The 17,802-nt window shown below is 51.0% G+C and carries 18 protein-coding genes; all 18 read left to right on the forward strand.

The window, feature by feature from the left end; all coding sequences use genetic code 11:
- The 18 genes from EV210_RS10230 (at position 1) to EV210_RS10310 (ending at position 17,513) form a co-directional block, all read left to right on the forward strand.
- Entirely contained in the window at positions 1–2,733 is a 2,733-nt protein-coding gene (locus tag EV210_RS10230; protein ID WP_132079528.1) for a sbcc family protein, read from the forward strand.
- Positions 2,734–3,072, forward strand: a complete 339-nt coding sequence (locus EV210_RS10235; protein WP_132079531.1) for a hypothetical protein — start codon at positions 2,734–2,736, stop codon at positions 3,070–3,072.
- A 4-nt stretch (positions 3,073–3,076) separates the two neighbouring features.
- Positions 3,077–3,700 carry a phage minor tail protein L gene (locus EV210_RS10240; protein WP_132079534.1) on the forward strand — a complete coding sequence of 208 codons (624 nt, stop codon included), beginning with the start codon at positions 3,077–3,079 and terminating at the stop codon, positions 3,698–3,700.
- Positions 3,684–4,064 carry an NlpC/P60 family protein gene (locus tag EV210_RS10245; RefSeq protein ID WP_132079537.1) on the forward strand — a complete coding sequence of 127 codons (381 nt, stop codon included), beginning with the start codon at positions 3,684–3,686 and terminating at the stop codon, positions 4,062–4,064. The genes EV210_RS10240 and EV210_RS10245 overlap by 17 nt, the downstream gene beginning before the upstream one ends.
- The gene (locus tag EV210_RS10250) at positions 4,061–8,494 is read left to right on the forward strand and encodes a host specificity factor TipJ family phage tail protein (RefSeq protein ID WP_132079540.1); all 4,434 of its coding nucleotides are present in this window, start codon (positions 4,061–4,063) and stop codon (positions 8,492–8,494) included. Before EV210_RS10245 ends, EV210_RS10250 begins: the two co-directional genes overlap by 4 nt.
- Positions 8,495–8,517: 23 nt before the next feature.
- Positions 8,518–9,861 carry a hypothetical protein gene (locus EV210_RS10255; protein WP_132079543.1) on the forward strand — a complete coding sequence of 448 codons (1,344 nt, stop codon included), beginning with the start codon at positions 8,518–8,520 and terminating at the stop codon, positions 9,859–9,861.
- A gap of 11 nt (positions 9,862–9,872) precedes the next feature.
- Positions 9,873–10,934: a glycine-rich domain-containing protein gene (locus tag EV210_RS10260; RefSeq protein WP_132079546.1), complete on the forward strand. Its 1,062-nt coding sequence runs from the start codon at positions 9,873–9,875 to the stop codon at positions 10,932–10,934.
- A 28-nt stretch (positions 10,935–10,962) separates the two neighbouring features.
- Positions 10,963–11,340, forward strand: a complete 378-nt coding sequence (locus EV210_RS10265; protein ID WP_132079549.1) for a hypothetical protein — start codon at positions 10,963–10,965, stop codon at positions 11,338–11,340.
- Positions 11,341–11,526: 186 nt separating this feature from the next.
- Positions 11,527–11,718: a hypothetical protein gene (locus EV210_RS10270; protein WP_132079552.1), complete on the forward strand. Its 192-nt coding sequence runs from the start codon at positions 11,527–11,529 to the stop codon at positions 11,716–11,718.
- The gene (locus EV210_RS10275) at positions 11,715–11,993 is read left to right on the forward strand and encodes a hypothetical protein (RefSeq protein ID WP_132079555.1); all 279 of its coding nucleotides are present in this window, start codon (positions 11,715–11,717) and stop codon (positions 11,991–11,993) included. The genes EV210_RS10270 and EV210_RS10275 overlap by 4 nt, the downstream gene beginning before the upstream one ends.
- Positions 11,990–12,433 carry a glycoside hydrolase family 73 protein gene (locus EV210_RS10280; protein ID WP_132079558.1) on the forward strand — a complete coding sequence of 148 codons (444 nt, stop codon included), beginning with the start codon at positions 11,990–11,992 and terminating at the stop codon, positions 12,431–12,433. Before EV210_RS10275 ends, EV210_RS10280 begins: the two co-directional genes overlap by 4 nt.
- Before the next feature lie 34 nt (positions 12,434–12,467).
- Entirely contained in the window at positions 12,468–12,707 is a 240-nt protein-coding gene (locus tag EV210_RS10285) for a hypothetical protein (RefSeq protein ID WP_132079561.1), read from the forward strand.
- A gap of 111 nt (positions 12,708–12,818) precedes the next feature.
- A complete protein-coding gene (locus EV210_RS10290) occupies positions 12,819–13,364 on the forward strand; it encodes a hypothetical protein (RefSeq protein ID WP_132079564.1) in 546 nt (181 codons plus the stop codon).
- 64 nt (positions 13,365–13,428) lie between these two features.
- A complete protein-coding gene (locus EV210_RS22625; RefSeq protein WP_165898864.1) occupies positions 13,429–13,569 on the forward strand; it encodes an SHOCT domain-containing protein in 141 nt (46 codons plus the stop codon).
- 63 nt (positions 13,570–13,632) lie between these two features.
- Positions 13,633–13,824 (forward strand): SymE family type I addiction module toxin, encoded by a 192-nt coding sequence (locus EV210_RS10295; protein WP_165898865.1) that lies wholly within the window; start codon positions 13,633–13,635, stop codon positions 13,822–13,824.
- 129 nt (positions 13,825–13,953) lie between these two features.
- Positions 13,954–14,211, forward strand: coding sequence for a hypothetical protein (locus tag EV210_RS10300; protein WP_132079570.1), 258 nt, complete (start codon positions 13,954–13,956; stop codon positions 14,209–14,211).
- A 56-nt stretch (positions 14,212–14,267) separates the two neighbouring features.
- Complete coding sequence (locus EV210_RS10305) at positions 14,268–15,899, forward strand: recombinase family protein (RefSeq protein ID WP_243650520.1); 1,632 nt, start codon at positions 14,268–14,270, stop codon at positions 15,897–15,899.
- A gap of 15 nt (positions 15,900–15,914) precedes the next feature.
- The gene (locus EV210_RS10310; protein ID WP_132079575.1) at positions 15,915–17,513 is read left to right on the forward strand and encodes a recombinase family protein; all 1,599 of its coding nucleotides are present in this window, start codon (positions 15,915–15,917) and stop codon (positions 17,511–17,513) included.
- The last annotated feature ends 289 nt before the right edge of the window (positions 17,514–17,802 follow it).

A 17,802-nucleotide genomic window follows, 5' to 3' on the forward strand; every position in this document is an offset into this window, starting at 1 on the left:
ATGGCGGCCAGTAATATTGTACAAATCATTATCCAGGCGATGGATTCCGCGTCCAGTGTGTTTAAGACGATTGGCGACAACTCAGGGCGGATGGGCGACAGCGTCAGCGCCGCCATGGATAAGTCGACCAAAGATATTGCCAAGGCCCAGGCGGCGGTCATCGGTCTTAAGGACAACATGATCAGTTCCATCGGCAGTATCAAAGGCTTGATTGCCAATTTTGGCATGGTGGGCATTGGCGCGTCCATTGTATCTGCCGCCCAAAGCTGGTCTGATGCGGTATTTAATCTGCGCAGGGTGATCGGCGGTACGGCGGAAGATGCCAGTAAGCTGTTGGCCATCGGCAAATATGCCGGCGTCTCCATCGACGAGGCTGCCGGCTATTTTGCCAAGCTAGGCAAAGCGGTATCGGCCGCCAAGGACCAAATGCAAAAGGCCGCTGTCGAGGGCAAACGATCCGACGATATTTTCTCGCGCCTGGGGTTGTCATTTGACCAGATCAACAACAAAAATGTCAGTGAGGTCTTTACAATGATCGCCGATAAAATGCGGAACATGGCCGACGGAGCCGACAAGGACCGTGTCGCCATGGACCTGTTTGGCGAGACAGGCCTGAAGGTTGCCGGCATGCTCAGCCTGTCCCGGCAAGAAATCGAGACGATTACGGAAAAGGCCAGAGAGAGCGGCCTTATTGTCAGCAATGAGACGGTAGATGGCTGGCGCAAGCTGACCCGGGAGATGCGGTCGGTCATCGGTATCGGTACAACGCTTGCCGTCCAAATTGGCAATTCATTGCTGCCGGTGCTGCAGGATAAGGTGAGTACCTTAAAGGCCATAAGCGACCGCTATCGTGTCTTATCGCCCGAAATGCAAAGAGCTATTGGCCTTACCATAATCGCTACCGGCGAATTTAGCGCTTATCTCATTGGGGCGAAAGGCATCGCCGCGTTTGCTCCCGCCTTCGGCGCGTCCCTATTGGGGCCATGGGGTGTTGCCATAGCCGCCATCGGTCTGGCGATCAAGGGCGCCATGGATTACTTTAGCCTGCAAAATAAGGTGGCGAGCTATAACCCGAAAGCAGTTGTTAAAAAGATTAACGGGCAGTATTACAAGGAAGTCGAATCGGAAACGCCTCCCAATCTGTTAGGTATGACCTTTAAGGGCACCCGCCTGCAGCCGCTTTCAGACGCCGAACTCGAAGAACAGAAAAAATACGAGCTTGATCCAGCCCAGTATAATGCGCAGAAGCTCCTTGACGATCTGAACAAGCTGAAGGAGCAGCCGACCGTTTTGGCGCCTCCCTACATCGACACCAGCGCTGCCGCCCAGGCTGCTGAAGTGGCCGCCGAAAAACTCGAACGGGCCAACGCGCAGGCCCAGCAGCTTATGACCGACCTGGAGCGCCGCATCATGGAGAACAGCGGCACTGCCCATGAGTCCGGTATGGCCAAGATTACGGCAGAAGTCACCCGCATGCAAAATCAGGCTGCGCAGATTGCCAGTGCCGGTGGCGATACTTCGGGCCTGGCGGAAAAAATTACTCTCTACCAAGAGAAGGCCGCCGGCAAGGTTCGTGAGGTATGGCAGCAGGCGTGGACGGATATTAAGAATCAAACCGCTCTGATTGGTGCTCAGCTTATCAATGATAAACAGGCTCAGGCCGATATCGAGTACCAGATTGAACTGGACAAAATCGCCAGGGAAAAAGAAGCGCGCCTCAAGGCTATCGCGGTGGATGACAATGACCAGGAAGCCAAGACGGAAGTAGAGGCGTGGGCGAAGGGGCAGCAGAACCTCGCGCTTCAGAAGCGCGACACAGCCAAAACGGACGCGAAGTTGAAAGAATATCAAGACGCTCTGACTTATAACTCCCTCTTGATCAATCTGGAAGGCAAGACCCGACAGCAGGCTGACGCCTTACGGCAAGAGGATTTAGCCGCTGAAATCGCCTATCTGCAGCAAAAGCTGCAGGAAACAACCTTGAATACCGAACAGCGACTGGCTCTTCAAAAGAGCCTGAACGATGCCATGAACCAGCAATATGAGCTGGATGCCATGAACTACGACACGGCGTTCTCCGCTGCTTTTCGCAATATCGAAAACCGGCAGACTAATTATGCCCAAACCATAGAACAAACCTGGGACCAAGTCTATGCGAGCGCTCAGGACAATCTGAACAAGATGGCCTTTGAAGGAGAGAGCGCTACCAAAGCGTTGGAAAATTTCTTTAAAGATATGGTTGAGAGCATTGAAAAGATGTTTCTGAAAATGTGGTCAGATAAATATATCATGGGGCCGCTGCAGCAGTTATTTGGGCAGATATTGGGAGTGCCCACGGCAGGTACGCCTTCGGCTTCTGCAGGAGGTTCATCTAAACAGTTAAGCTCTATCCCTAGCAAGGCAGAGGTCGACCCGATCCAGACGTTCGCAGCCGGGGGCTATAATCCCGGCGGCTGGTCTATTGTCGGAGAGGAAGGCCCCGAGCTGGCCTACTTCGGCAACCCTGCCCATATTTACACCGCCAGCCAAACCCAGGCCCTCTTAACGCCAAGCGCCGGATCTGCCGCTCCCAAAGTTAACGTCACAGTCATCAATAAAACCGGCCAGCAAGTGCAGGTTTCTCAGCAGGCGTCCTTTGATCCGGCAACACAATCGATGCTGGTCCAGATGGTGATCGACGGCGTGCAGAACAACGTGGCCGGTTCGCGGGACTTCTTTTTTGGGAGGGGTTAAATGAGCTATCCAATGTTTCCTGCTATTCAGCCGCCGGCCTTTCCAGCGGACGATTTATTTCCTGATAACAAAATATCTTCTCCGACGGACGGCGGCTATACAGTCAGCCGTCCTCGCTATACCCGGACGCAAATGGGTGGCGCCTATACCTGGCCAGCCATGCCGCATGCGGATTACCAGCAATTTAAGGCTTTCGTCCAGGCCAATTACGCCCATATCTTTGTTTGGACCGACCCGATTACCAGCCGGCAGGTGAACATGCAGTTTACTGCTGTGCCCAAGGCCAGCATGGTATCACCGGGCTTTTGGCACGTGGAAATCGCGATCATGGAGGCGTGAGACTATGCCGTTAGCGTTTTCGAGCGCCGGACTAATTGAAAAAAACAAGCTCGCGAGTGACCTACCGTGGATCGTGCTGGTAGAGCTTCAGTTGCCGAACGGCGAGAGCGCTCATCTGGCGAAGAACAACGAGACGGTAACCTGGAACGGTGTTTCCTGGGAACCCATTCCCATGCTGCTGTCAGATAACACCCAGGACATGAAGGCCATGTCGACCATTACTATTCAAGTATCTAATGTTTCTGGTGCCGTCCAAGCCTACCTAGAGGAATACAATGGCTTGACTGATTGCACCGTCATCATTCGACTAGTCCATGCGGCGCATCTCAATGCTTCGGTGCCGGAGATCGAAGAACAGTTTACGATTCAAAAAACGGCCTATGATGAAGAGTGGGTTACCTTTACCCTCGGCTCGGATTTCTGGTTGTTTTTCCGGGCACTTGCTGACCGCTATTTGCCGGATTTTTGCTGCTGGAAGTATGGTAGCATCAAATGCGGCGTGCCAGCGGTGACACTGGCTAGGTATCCGGCCTGCCACCATACGCTGGCCGACTGCAAGCAGCGTGGCAACTCCCTTCGGTTTGGTGGCTGTCCGGGAATGGGGGGATTTTATGCATCGAATATCTGACCTGGTGGGAAAACCCTTCCGCGACGATGCCATGGGACCGGACTCTTACTGCTGCTGGGGACTGGCCGTCGAGGTGTTTCGCCGGTTCGGAATCTTGTTGCCGGATTATCGCGCCGCTTGCGCTTCGGTCGCCGGCGGGGTTACCTCAAATCGTGAACAGTGGGTGCGGTGTGCCGGAGAGATTTCAGTGCCTGCACTGATGGTGTTTACCACTGCCGGAATCTGCGATCACGTTGGCGTTTACCTTGGTGGCGGGAGATTCATTCACGCTCACGAGGCGGGCGGCGTGACTATTGTCCCAATCAATCACATCTTTTGGAAGAAGCGGATTGAAGGCTATTACCTACCGGGGTGGTTGTCATGAAGCTAATTTTTGTCCGCAATCCCATTGCGCCGGATAAGAGGGATATATGGCATATAAATACCAAGGCAACGATCGCCGAGCATATTATGCCCATCCTCCGGGAGTGGCCGAACACGGACTTTACTGTCAGTGTGAACGGACATTTGTTGGAAAAAGAAGAATGGAGCACTCTGGTTCCAGGCGATGAGGATAACGTAGTAGTGCACCCCATGCTGGACAAGGGGTTGTCAAATTTTTTTCGGGCGATTGTCAGCGTAGCCCTTATGAGTTATGTCGGCGGCGTGTTCGGGAAGTTGGGTGGCAATTCTTTCTGGAAATCGGTCTTCACTGCCGTTGGCCAATACGTCGGCGGCCGTATCGCCAATGCTATTCTGCCGCCGCCGAAACAGGAAGAGCAGCAGCAATCCAGCACCTACGGCTGGGGCGGCCCGCGCCCTACCGACAGGCCGGGCACGCCGGTGGCCAAAACCTATGGCACGGTGCGGGTGGCCCCGGTTCTTCTGGCCCGGCATGTCACGTCGGACGGGAGTAATCAGTATTTAAACCTCTTATATTCCGGCGGCGAAGGCCCGGTCGATTCCATTGACAACATTTTTATCGACGGTAATCCCATCGGCAATTATTTGCATGTTACTTACGACATCCGTCTGGGAACGAACGACCAGCCTCCCATTGCCAATTTCAATGATACCATTACCGATTATCAGCTTGGCTACGAGCTGAACACCGAGGGAGACTGGGCCACCGAGCAGACAGTTGGGACCGCTGTGCAGGGGCTGCAGATTACCGTACAGTTTCCGTACGGTCTGGCCCGCGTCAAGGATGATGGCGGCCTGGGAACGGCCTCGGTAACAGTGGCGGCTCAGTATCGGCGGGCGGGATACGGTGCTTGGCAAGAGTGGCCGCTAGAGAGTGGCGGCACCACAAGCGACTCCAAAAATACATCAATCTGGACAACCTACCGGCTGGACAACCTACCGCCGGGACAGTACGTGGTGCGGGTGCGTTGCGCCAGGAAGTCCGGCACATCAACGCGAGATCTTACACGGGTGTTTTGGACCATGCTGTCGACCATCCTTTATGACGACTTTGCCTATCCGAACCGCGTTCTGGTGGGCATTAGAGCCTTGGCCACCAATCAACTTAGCAATTCCGATCCTGTTGTAACCTGGGAACAGACACGCTTGACCGTTTACGTCTGGAATCCCGACACCAGCCAGTATGAGCAACGGCGTGCTTCTAACCCGTTCTGGGCCAGTTACGACCTTATCCATCAGTGCAAGTATCTCATGAACATAAATAACGGCCAGTATGAGTACTGCGTCGACGGTAACCCGACCAGCCGGATTGACTACAGCGCCTTTGCCGCTGCAGCGGCCTATGCCGATCAGCAGTGGGTGGACGGCGATTACCGTTTCAGTCTCAATATTTATTTATCGGAAAACTTAAGCTTCTGGGATGCCCTGGCGCGGTTTTCCATCGTGGGCCGGGGTGTAATTATCCCCAAGGGCACTCTGTATTCCTGCATTTGCGACCGGCCAAGCGAGCCGGTTCAACTGTTCACGGTCGGCAACATCACAGCGAAGTCCTTCAAGGGCGAGTTCCAAAGTACCAAAGACCGAGCCACCAGTGTGGAAGTCACTTTCTATAACAAAGACAAAGACTATTCCTCCGACCAGGCCATTTATTACGGCCCGAACTATGAATCGACTGCCCTGGCGGCCAATCCGGTGCAAACCACCTACTACGGCATTACCGATTACAAGCACGCCTATACCGAGGCTGCCTATCTGTCACGATGCAATCAGTATTTAATCCGCACAGAGCATTGGGATGCCGATATCGACGCCATGGCCTGCGTGCTGGGCGATGTGATCGACTTGCAGCACGATATTCCCAAGTGGGGCGATGCGGGCGGCCGGATTGTCAGCGCCACTGAAACCACCGTTACATTGGATAAAGAGGTTACGCTGCTGGCGGGCAGGTCTTACGCCATCAAAATCCGGCTATACACCGACCAGATTATCCAGGTTCCCGTAAAGGGCTACGCCCAGAACATCATCACAAATACCTTGACGGTAACGACGCCGTTTCCGGTCATGCCTGAGAAATATGACATTTACGCATTTGGCAGCTCCAATGTTGTCACGAAGCCATTTAAAATCGTAAACATTGCCAAGAGTGGCGATCAGAAGGTGAAGATCACCGGCATCGAGTACATTGCGGCGGTGTATGAGGAAACCATTGATGCTCCGATCTTGCAGTATAGCGGTTATGAGCGCTCGCTGGTGGAAGTCAGCGTGGTAAGCGTCAATCAGGAAACCTATCTGCAGCCGGACGGAGGCATGGTTTCCGTGATTCATGTTTCCTGGCCTGTTCCCAGTGGCTATGTACAGGGATATTCCGTCTGGTATAGCGAAGGCGTTGGCGGTAACTGGTTGCTGTGGGAATCCGGCATCCGTTCGGCCGGCACCACCATTACGGGAGTGAAGGCGCTAACCACCTATGTGGTAAAGGTTTCGACAACCAATGACATCGGTATGGTTTCACCCGGAATTGTGTCCGAGTCTCTGTATATTAGCGGCAAAACTACGCCTCCAGCAAACGTGGCTGGCTTTGCCTACCGGGAAGTAACCGGCGGCTTTTTGCTTTCGTGGCGAGCTAATACTGAAATGGATCTGGATGGCTATAACATATACCAGGGCATGAACGGTGCCGCTATGGCCGCCAGCGTTTTGATTGCCGAGCGGATTATGAGTACTAGCCTGTTTGTGCCGATTGGTCAGGCGGGAATAGTTGCCTTTCATATCGTGGCTATCGACACTAGTGGCAATGCGTCGGTCGCTCCGGCCACCGTCCTGGCCTCGTTTGCCGTGCCGCCCGATGTTACCGGCTTTGACGTTGTGCGGATTGGAGACCATTTGGATTTTCGCTGGCAGGCTATTGCCGGGACCGGAACGACATACACCTATGAAATCCGGCGGGGAGCCAACTGGAATGTGGGGCAGCGTATCGGCAAAACAACCAGCCCCTATTACAACTGTTTGTTTCCAACACCGGGAGACCATAATTTTTGGCTCAAAGCCGTCGACGGATACGGCAACTACAGCATCAATGCCGTGAATGCCCGTGTGATCATTATGGATGCTGGCAACCGGAACGCTATCGTCACCATAGACCAGGTAGCTAACGGCTGGACCGGAGCGATGTTTAACGTCTACGTGAGGGACGGCGGCTTGCAACTTGCCGACGGCGCGGTTCGAGGCCAACACATTGTTGAAGTCAACCTCCCCAAGTCATTTACGGCACGCAATACCATCCTGGCCGACATGATTGGTGTGGAGCATACCGGCATCACTTGGGAAAGCGCTCATTTCACCTGGGATAATGTAGAGGCCCAAACGCCCTGGGAACCGGACGGGGATATCACTGGCATTACACTTGAACACCGGATTTCGCTATTTAAGGGCATACCGGCAACTATTATCGAGTCCATTCCGTTGGACGGTGCCGTAAACGGCGACCGGGGCACACTGGCGCGACAAGCCGCAAACGTAACTTTTGATAGCGGCCCGTTTCGGCAGGGAGCTGTGATTCAGGACACCACGCAGATCTCCTGGGATATTCACATTCCTTCTTTATATAATGTAGTCTTTTACGTGAGCCTGGCTGAACCGATAGTGGATAACTCGGTGTACCTAACGCTGGTGGGGCCGGAAGGTCACCTGATGGCGGGCTATGATGTCAGGAAAGATGTGTTTTACCTGGAGGACCAGTTCGGCCATCGAAATGAAGTGGCCGTGGACTATATGGATATGGACTGGCTGACAGTGGGCATTGTGCAAACCGAAACGACAAGAAAACTGTATGTGTATTCATTCAGCGCGAATGCGGCGGGAAGCTCCGAGGAGCTTATGGGCCTATGGGAAACTTCACGGCCGCTTTTTTATATCCAAAATGCAATTAACAATCAGGAGGTCCTCATGGAAGTTAAGAATGTACAAGTAACAGGCAGCTTGACCCTCACTCTTCGCAAAGCGGATGGAGCGGTGGAGGTGTGCCGCAAGGATAACATTATCGTGAGCAGCGGCTTTGACGCCATCTGCGACAGCTTGGGCAAGACCAGCGGTCGGCCGTCCGCGTTTGGCTATATCGCCCTGGGAACGGGCGCGACCGCCCCTGCAATCGGCCAAACGGCGCTGGTTAGCGAAATTGCCCGCCAGGCCGCTACATACGCACATGTGGCCGGGACGCAGGTTATGACGTTCAGTTCTACCTTTGGACCCGGCGCCGCCACTGGTGCGATCACGGAGGCTGGTGTTTTTAATGCGTCCAGTGCGGGAACCATGCTGGACCGAGTGCTCTTTAATGTGATTAACAAGGGCGAGAATGACACCTTGACTGCGCAATTCCAGTTTACATTGAGCTAGTTCGAGACAGGGAGGAAGAGCAAATGGCATACGTCACAACGATTGACATATCTTCCTTACCGGGCAGCGCCTATTCCTGGGATACGGCCCGATTTACCTGGGACGCTCCTGACGGCGGAAAAACATGGGATGAGGCCAAACCCATGGTATATACCCTGCGCGTGGGCGAAGGCTGGGCAACCGGGAAAGCTTGGCAACAGCAGTATCAGTTAATGTCGCGGGAAGGCTGGCAGATGGCGGAGGCTTGGTCGCAAGCGCTTGCCCGCTTCATACTGGAAGCCTGGCAGGTAAGCGAACAGTGGAGTGATGTCTGGCTGGCGCAGGTAAAGCTTGCGGAAAGCTGGGGAGTGGCTGAGATACTGGAAAAAGCCGCATTCATATCCCAAGCGGAAGGCTGGGCTATGACAGATACCTTAGCGCAAAGCTCCATCAAAATGTGCCTGGAAAGCTGGACGTTAGCAGAAGTGCTGACGAAAATAGCCGTGAAGCTAGAGCAAGAAGGGTGGATGACCGGGGAAGTTACCGCCCGGCTGGCAACAATAGACAGCCGGGAATTCTGGCAAACGGCGGACAGACCGCCCGTATGGAATATGCTTCGGACTATAACTGAGGATTGGAATACGGATGAAGAGGATCAGGAAACTGTTGATTTTCACTACCTGGTGTTTGAGAGTGCTCTTCTTAGCGAGGGCCTAGCCAGTGCTGTAACCAAGCCCTTCACTGAGACATTAGCCGTTTCTGAGGTCTGGGTGATGGAAACCATAAAGAAGGTATGGGAGGTCTGGCAAACCCAAGACTCCGCAGCAACCCAAAGCTCCTTCGAGCGGGTGCTAGCGGAGTCTTTTGCTATGGCGGATGCCCACAGTAAAGACCAGATAACGGCATTTTTTGAGGCCATTCAGGCGGTCGAAACCTACCTGCGGAGCGCTAATGCTGTCGTGAGTGACCTTGCCTTTAGCACGGGTGATTTGTCGCTGGACGAGTTTTTAAAGCTGAACTCGCCCGTAGGGTATTCGCCGTTCACGACCTTTGTCCCTGGCGAGCTGGAGTATCGGAAAGCGCTGATTGCCCTTGTTCTTAAAGGGCCACTGACCACCGGCAGACCACGAGTTACTGACTGGCGGCTGACGGTGGATGTGCCGGATCAGACAGATAGCGGAACCTGTACCATTCCGGCGGCGAATACCTTTATCCCGTTTCAGCGCCGGTTTTATGCGCCGCCACAGGTTCTGGTCCAGCTTCGGGGCGGCGGTGGTGGGACGCCTGATGTCACGCACATTACGGAGGTCGGCTTTTACGTTCAGATCAATGATATGAGCGGCGGTCTTATTGCCGGTGACATTATTTGGTCTGCCGACGGATACTAAGGAGGGCTAGCATGCAACAATTCGTTCCTATTGCCGGCACGCAAACGCTGACCGATAGCCGGACGGAAATCTTAAACAATGACCGTACCATCATGTCGTGCAGCAGCGGCACAGCCTTCCCGACTACCAATATGGAAGTCGGGATGCTTTGTTTTCGAACCGATTTAAATCAGGTTTTTGAATTAAAGAATTTAACGCCTACCTGGGTGCTAATCGCCGACCTGAATAAAACCTATACCAACAAGGAATTTGTAGATGCCCAAATAGCAACTAGAGTTCCGTTCTCTGAAATCGTCACTGTTCCTACAGCGAATAAAATCCTCAGACTGGATGCTAACGGAAACTTGCCCGCCAGTATCACAGGAAATGCGGTAACCGCCACAACTGCCACAACCGCTTTGGCTGTAGCTTGGAGCGGCATTACCGGGAAACCTATGACTTTTATCCCGCCCATTGCGACTACAACGACAATAGGGGGAATTATAGCCGGTTCAGGTCTTTCCATTAACAGCAGCGGCATTCTTAGCGCGGACATTCCAGCTACTCCCTCTCGTGGCTATAGGATGTTTTTATATTCCGGTACGTTTACAGTTCCGGAAGGCGTTGAGGAAGTATGGCTTAGTATGTGTGGTGGCGGCGGAGGTGGAAAACAAGGTCATTACGTCAATGAAGGTGACAGTCATAGTGGTGGCGGCGGTGGTGGAGCACATGCGATTTTAGCCCAGAATACGGCTGTTACTCCCGGGGAAGTCATTACAATTACTGTCGGTGCAGGAGGGAATGCCGGGAGCGCTGGCGGCACATCCTCTTTCGGGCCGTATGTTTCTTGTGCTGGCGGCGGCGGTGCGACAGGTACTTCCGATAGTGGGAATGCCGGCGGTCCAGGTGGCAGCCCAGGGACCATTGGCGAACTATTCGGTTCGGTTGGTACTGGGGGAGGTTGTATTTTTGGCCAGGGATCAGGAAAACCAACAGTTAATGCGGGCGGCTTTGGTGCCGGTGGCGCTGGTGGAGGTTCCGGCGGTGCAGCCGGTAGCAAGGGCTCACAGGGTTTTGTCCTGATCCAATGGTAAGTACTAGAAGATTAAAAAGGAGCAGCCGATGATGCGATATGCACAAATTCTTTATAATAAAGCTCACTGGATTTTTGAAAGTGATGAGACTTTAGAAGAAATGTACTCTCATAGGTTTCATCACTCATTATTGTTTGTTGATGTAACAAATAGGCCGGAAGTGATGGAGGGGTGGGATTATGATGGTACAAATTTTACTGACCCCTCTATTCCCCGGCCATTAACAAAAGAAGAAAAAATAAATCTACTCAACGCCGAATTTGAGCCTTTACTCAACGCAAATGATCAAGCGTATATTATAGCCCTTCGTAATATTGATTCTGTTCTTATGGATGAGCTAAATAATGAAAGGAGCAGACTGAAAGCGGCCTATGACACAAAAATGGAGGAATTTTTGAATGGCTAAAGCAATTCGTTGTCCTATTTGTGGACATAAGCTAGACGACCAAAGTAAATGTACAAATATAGACTGCAAATATCGAAAGTAAAATGGATGTGAAAGTCGCTTATTCTATTAACAATGAATTGGAGTAGGTAACGGAATAACAACTCAGCTGGCAGAAGTATTAAATTTTTAGAAAGCGGTGAGGGAATGGGACAGCCCGAATGGGTCTGCATGCAGCACAGCGGTCAGTGCAAAGCAATTGCAACGCTGGAGAAAAACGATGAAGTGATCTTTAAGCGGCTGCACGCTCTGGAAATGGCAGTTTGGAAAGCGGCAGGTGCAACCGGCATCATTACGGGAATTGTGATGGTTATTATACAAAAGGTGCTATTAAAATGATTAAACAAATGATAAAAGAATGGTTTTGTTTTCTGTACAGCAATTGGGTGGGCGTTATCCTGACGATGACGCTCATCCTGTTTTTTGTCTACCTGTACGCTTTCTTTCGGAACGGTGAGGGCGGCGCGCATTACGACCTTGCCAGTTGCTGGGCTGGTGTTGGCGCTATTGCAACGGCCGCTGCCGTTGGTTGGGGAAAGTGGGTCGTCGATAGCAAGTGGAATACTCTTCCGGGTATGATGCCTGATCACGAGAAAGGGGAAATAAATGAATGACTCCAGATGAATTTATTGAGTGGCTGGCGCCGGCGGCACAGGCGCAGACGAGGTGCTATAACCTGCCCGCGAGCGTGCTGATCGCGCAAGGGGCCATTGAGAGCGGCTGGGGACGGTCGGTCATTGGCCAATACAATTTATTTGGCCGCAAATGGAATGGCACCGGCCCTTACATTGAACTGCCTACCCAGGAATACGAAGGCGGCCGCTATGTGACGATCCGGGCCAAGTTTCAGGACTACCCCAGCCTCTTGCACGCCTGCGACGACTGGTGCATTTTGATGACCCAGGAGCCGTGCTACTTTCCCGCCGTCGCCGCCCTGCCGGATATTACGCAGTTTGTGCGGCTGATGGGTGCCAAATATGCCACCGACCCGAATTATGCCAATAAAGTGTTAGCAACGATCCGCGCCAATAACTTAACCCGCTTTGACGCCTAAAAGGGCGTTTATTTTATTTGAGGAGGTTACCCCTATGAAATTCAATAAAACTAACAAAACCACGACTACCGCCGGTCGTAAAGTGGCCCCACTAGCCAAAGACGCGGCACCGTTTATTCCGGTGCAGAGCGCCATCAGTATCACGAGAACAGCGGTAATTCTGAACAAAGTAAAGGCATTCCTGAAGCCCTTTGTCCAAAAGTACCGTTCGATCACCCTTGTGGTCATTGTCCTGCTGGCCGCCGTTATCGGCAAGCTCCTGGGGGTGCTGTGATTGCACCGCCTTCCTTGGCTTGATAACTACGCAAGGGAGCTTTTAGGTCTTGCTTTAGCCATCATCATTTTTCTGGTTGGGTTGCTCGTTTGGAACAGGGCGCACCCACCGGTGCCAATTACACTTGAATCACAGGAGCAGGCGGCGACGCCGGCCGGAGTGGACAGAGCGGCAAACGCCGCTCAAGTTCCCCTTTCGCCATCGCAAGCCGAAGCTATAGCCGGTGCGATTAAGAAAAGTGAAGAGAAAGTGCCGGATGTTGTGGTACAGACTACCGAGGCGAAATTGGAAGAGACGATCAGGGGTGAACTGAAGAAATCTGGTGGACAATTTGCGATTGTCACCGACCCTAAACACCCGGACCGTATTCCTATTTTGCCGTTGGCCGGTACTGATCCAGCACCGAACGAGCCCATTGCCCCCAGTGCGCCGGTTATCTTGAATCAATATAACATCAAAGCCTATCCCGACCGTTTATTCCAGATTGGCGGCAGTTATCAGGAAGTGTTTGCTGCTTATAGCTGGAAGGTCGATGTCCCAAAGATACCGCTTATCATTCCTTACGGTAATACCGGGTACTTAGGAGTTTACGGGCATGCCAACCTGGACCGCCCAGATCAGTCGAGAATGGGAGTTATCCTGACGATACCGCATTAAGAAATACAGCCAATGTCCTATAGGAAGGTCTAGGGCATTGGCTGTATTAAGAAAGGGAGGGACAATGATGGGAATACCTGAAAAAACAAATATGGAGTATCTAATCAGCAAGTACCTGTTAAAGCGACTGTTGAATAAAGGGTTGATCACCGAGGTGGAGTTTCAGCGTATCGATGCCGAGAACAGAAAAAGTTTTGCCCAGTAACCGGATTTAACTTGCAATATAGCAGAAACAGAGTTAACATGCCAGACAATAGGGGGGCTGGTGGTGGGCAAACGTATATTAAAAATCTATTCATCTGTGGCGTATTCTAAACCAAATGTACCCTGCATCATACTGCAAGGACAGTGGCTGTTGCGTCTAGGATTTAAAACCGGGAGCCATGTTGAAGTGGAACAAGGGGAGATGGAACTGGTTATTCGGCTGGTACAGGAAGAAAGCAATATGGACCATCAATGATACGACGGCTTGGTGATTGCTCCAAGCCTTATTTTTTTATCAAAATTAATATGTTTCCGCATCAGGATTAACTTGCTTTGAGGCAATAACAGAGCTAACATCACACTGACGAAAGGAGGTGCCCTAAAAGTGAAAAGAGTATCCCAGGACAAGCCCGTAACGAATGATGTGCCGTTAAAGGCTCAGCCTCCAATATGCATCTATTGTCGGCTCTCGCCAACCAGCGAATGGTATGAAATGGCGGAGGAAGTGAAAAACGGTGCACAGCCGGATGCCGCTGTCTTTATTGAAGGGATTGCTGAAAGAAAGATTGCGGTGATGACTGTTGCAGAAATTGCCGACATTATCGAATCGAATAATGGCCAGCTCATGTTTTGCTGGCGATAATCACATGACCGCCTGTGGGCGGTTTTTTCTATACAGGAAAAAAGGAGGTGCAAGTGATGAAGAAGGTTCTGACCATTTTCCCCAAAACAAATGCAGCAATGTCTGAAGCGCCGTTAGGAGCTAAACTCAAGGTATGCGCCTATTGCCGGGTTAGTTCAGCATCCTCTGAACAGATGGATTCCTATGAAAATCAGGTTGCCTACTATACCGGGTACATTCAGCAAAAGTCCGAGTGGGATTTTGCCGGCATTTATGCGGACGGTGGCATCACCGGCACGAAAAAAGAGGGGAGAACCGAATTTAACCGGATGGTTAGAGACGCCCAAGCCGGACAGATTAATTTAATCATCACCAAGTCTATTTCCCGGTTTGTCCGCAATACGGCAGACTGCCTGGAAATCGTTCGCTATCTAAAAGAGCTAGGTGTGGCAGTGTTCTTTGAACGCGAAAACATCAATACATTAAGCGCCGAGAGTGAACTGCTAATGACTGTGCTGGCTTCTATCGCCCAGGAAGAGAGCCGCAGCACGTCCGAAAATATAAAATGGGCCTACCGGAAGAAATTTGAAAAGGGCAAAGTAGTGGTCATCTCCAGCCGCTTTCTAGGCTATGATCTGGACGAAAACGGCCAGTTACAGGTTAATCCGGCCGAAGCTCGGATTGTAAAACTGATATTTCGCGAGTATATTGCTGGCAAAGGCACAGAGGCGATAGCTGACCTACTGACCGCAATGAATATCCGAACGGTAACTGGATCGGCGAAATGGCAGGCGTCTGTAGTTCGAGGAATTCTTACCAATGAAAAATACTGCGGCGACTTAGTCCAGCAAAAGACTTTTACGGAAGATCATCTGACACACCGGAAGAGAAAGAACAGGGGCGAATTGCCAATGTATCGGGTGCAAAACAACCATGAAGCCATTATCACTAGGGAGGAATTTGACCTGGTGCAGCAGCTGATGGCGGAACGTGCTGCGCAATACGGAAATCTTCCGGGCGATAGAGTGAAATACCTCAATCGGTATGCTTTCAGCGGCAAGTTGGTTTGCGACCACTGTGGGGCGACCTTCACGCGGCGGTCTTGGAACTGCAATGGGCCAACCAAGCAGATTGTTTGGCAGTGTCGCACTTATTTTAAGGAAGGGAAAGCTGCCTGCTCCATGAAAGCGGTTGATGATATTACGCTTAAAGCCGTGTTTGTACGGGCATTCAATAAGCTCTATAAACACAAGGATACACTACTGAAGCGCTTCCTGGACAATGTGGAAAAGGGACTGCGGATCGAGAGCATAGGCGGGCATGATCGTAAGCTTGAACTGGCAATAGAGCGAGTTGGCGAGCAAATGAAAGCCCTGATTCGGAGGCAAATCAAGGACAGCAGTGAGACTCTGGAGTTTCAGACGGAATATGATGGGCTGAAACAACAATTGGAAAAATTGCGCAACCAGAAGAATGAGCTAAGCGGCGATGACAGTAGGCTGGCTGAGGTTAAGGCCAGGACGCAGGAAATTGCGTCGGTTCTGGAAGGTCAAGTTTATATAATGGAAGAGTTTGATGAAGAAATATGCAGTGCGTTGGTGGAGCGGGTAAAAGTGCTCACGCCAACGCACTTAGTTTTTGAACTGAAAAATGGACTGGCTATAGAGCAACAGTTTATAAAAGAACGCGGTATTCATGGGTTGCAATAGAAAGAGGAGAAATGTATGAGTAGAGTGGTTTCTGTAATCCCGGCCAAACCGATGCAGGTAATCCGGGGACTTGATATAGCGGCAAAGAAGAGGGTATGTGCTTACTGCCGGGTCAGCACCGATTCAGAGGAACAGATTAGCAGCTACGAAACGCAGGTTAGTTACTACGAAGAGCATATTAAAAAGCGCCCGGAATGGGAGTTTGCAGGTATTTACGCCGATGAAGGTATTACCGGCACCAACACCAAGAAACGCACGGATTTTCACCGGATGATCGATGATTGTCTGTTAGGTAAAATTGACATGATCATTACCAAATCCATTTCCCGGTTTGCACGTAACACATTAGATTGCCTGCAGTATGTGAGAATGCTAAAAGATAAAGGCATTGGAGTGTACTTCGAGAAGGAGAACATCGACACACTAGACGCTAAAGGTGAAGTATTATTGACTATCCTGAGTTCGCTTGCCCAGGACGAGTCCCGCTCTATTAGCGAAAACACCCGATGGGGGATTACGCGGCGATTTCAGCAAGGCAAGGTACGCGTCAATCATAAGAAATTCATGGGTTTTGACAAGGACGAAAATGGTGAACTGATTGTTGACGAACAGGAAGCTGCTCATTTGCAGCGGATAGTTAAGGAGTATTTGGTAGATGGCAAGGGGCTTAGGCAAATTAAAAAAGGACTTGAGGCTGACGGCATTCTCACCGCAACCGGCAACACGGTTTGGCATGAGTCGGCTATCAAAAAGATGCTACAAAACGAAAAGCTCGCCGGGGATGCCTTACTGCAAAAGACAATTACCGTAGATTTTCTTACGCATAAGCGAGTAAAAAACGAAGGTCAGGCACCGCAGTACTTTGTCGAGAATAGCCACCCTGCCATTATTTCTAAGGAAACCTTTCAGGCAGTGCAGCGGGAGATAGAACGTCGTAGCCAGCTTGCTGGAGGAGATAAAGACCGCAGCAGGTATACGAACAAGTATCCTTTCTCCGGGAAAATAATTTGCGGCGGATGTGGTAAGAAGTTCACCAGAACATACTGGGGTACGGGGAAATACAAGAAGCCGGTCTGGATATGCCGGACTCGAAGCCAGGATGGAAAGAGAGGTTGCAGCTTACCAACGCTGGATGACGATAAATTACAGGAGGCTTTTGTACGGGTTGTGAACCGACTGTTAGCGGATAAAGATACTCTTATTTCATGCATGTTGGAGAATATCGAGAAGGTTTTCCGTGAGCAGACCAGTACGGTGGATCTGGCGGTGATTGACGGGGAACTACAGGAACGGCAGGGGGAGTTGGCCGCACTGGTCAAACTGAATTTAAAGACAGGGATTGATGATACGATTTATAGTGATGAGTATAACCGGATCGCAAGTAGGATGGAAGAACTGAAAACCAAGCGGTCGAGTGTTACGGTGGCGGAAATCTCACGGCAGGAAACCCTTGGCAGAATGAGGGATATAACTGAGGCATTGCGGTCCATGGATACGATAGGGGAATTTGACGAAGATCTCTTCGGAATGTTGATAGAGCAGGTAAAAGTAATAGATCTGGTGCGAGTAGAGTTTGTACTGCGATCTGGGATTGGGATTATAGAAATAATATGATTTATACTTCAATAGGTTTGCTGCTTCGATGATCTGCAGCATTAAAACTGGTGATTGGAGTAGTCCCAAATGAGTGACAAAGGTATTGCGGATTGAATAAATTTCAGTCCGCAATACCTTTTAGTATACTTGCTTGATGCTTTGAAACTATTACGATTATTTGAGTAACAAAGGCTTGAGTGATAGGCAACTCTCTGTATATTGTTTCTTTTTTTGTACGGATAGTAAACTTTCATGATAATTTCAGAATCATCAGCTAGACTTAGTTTCAAGCTTTCCAACTATTATA

The sequence above is a fragment of the Anaerospora hongkongensis genome, assembly GCF_004339805.1.
In the GTDB taxonomy this organism is placed as follows: domain Bacteria; phylum Bacillota; class Negativicutes; order Sporomusales; family DSM-15969; genus Anaerospora; species Anaerospora hongkongensis.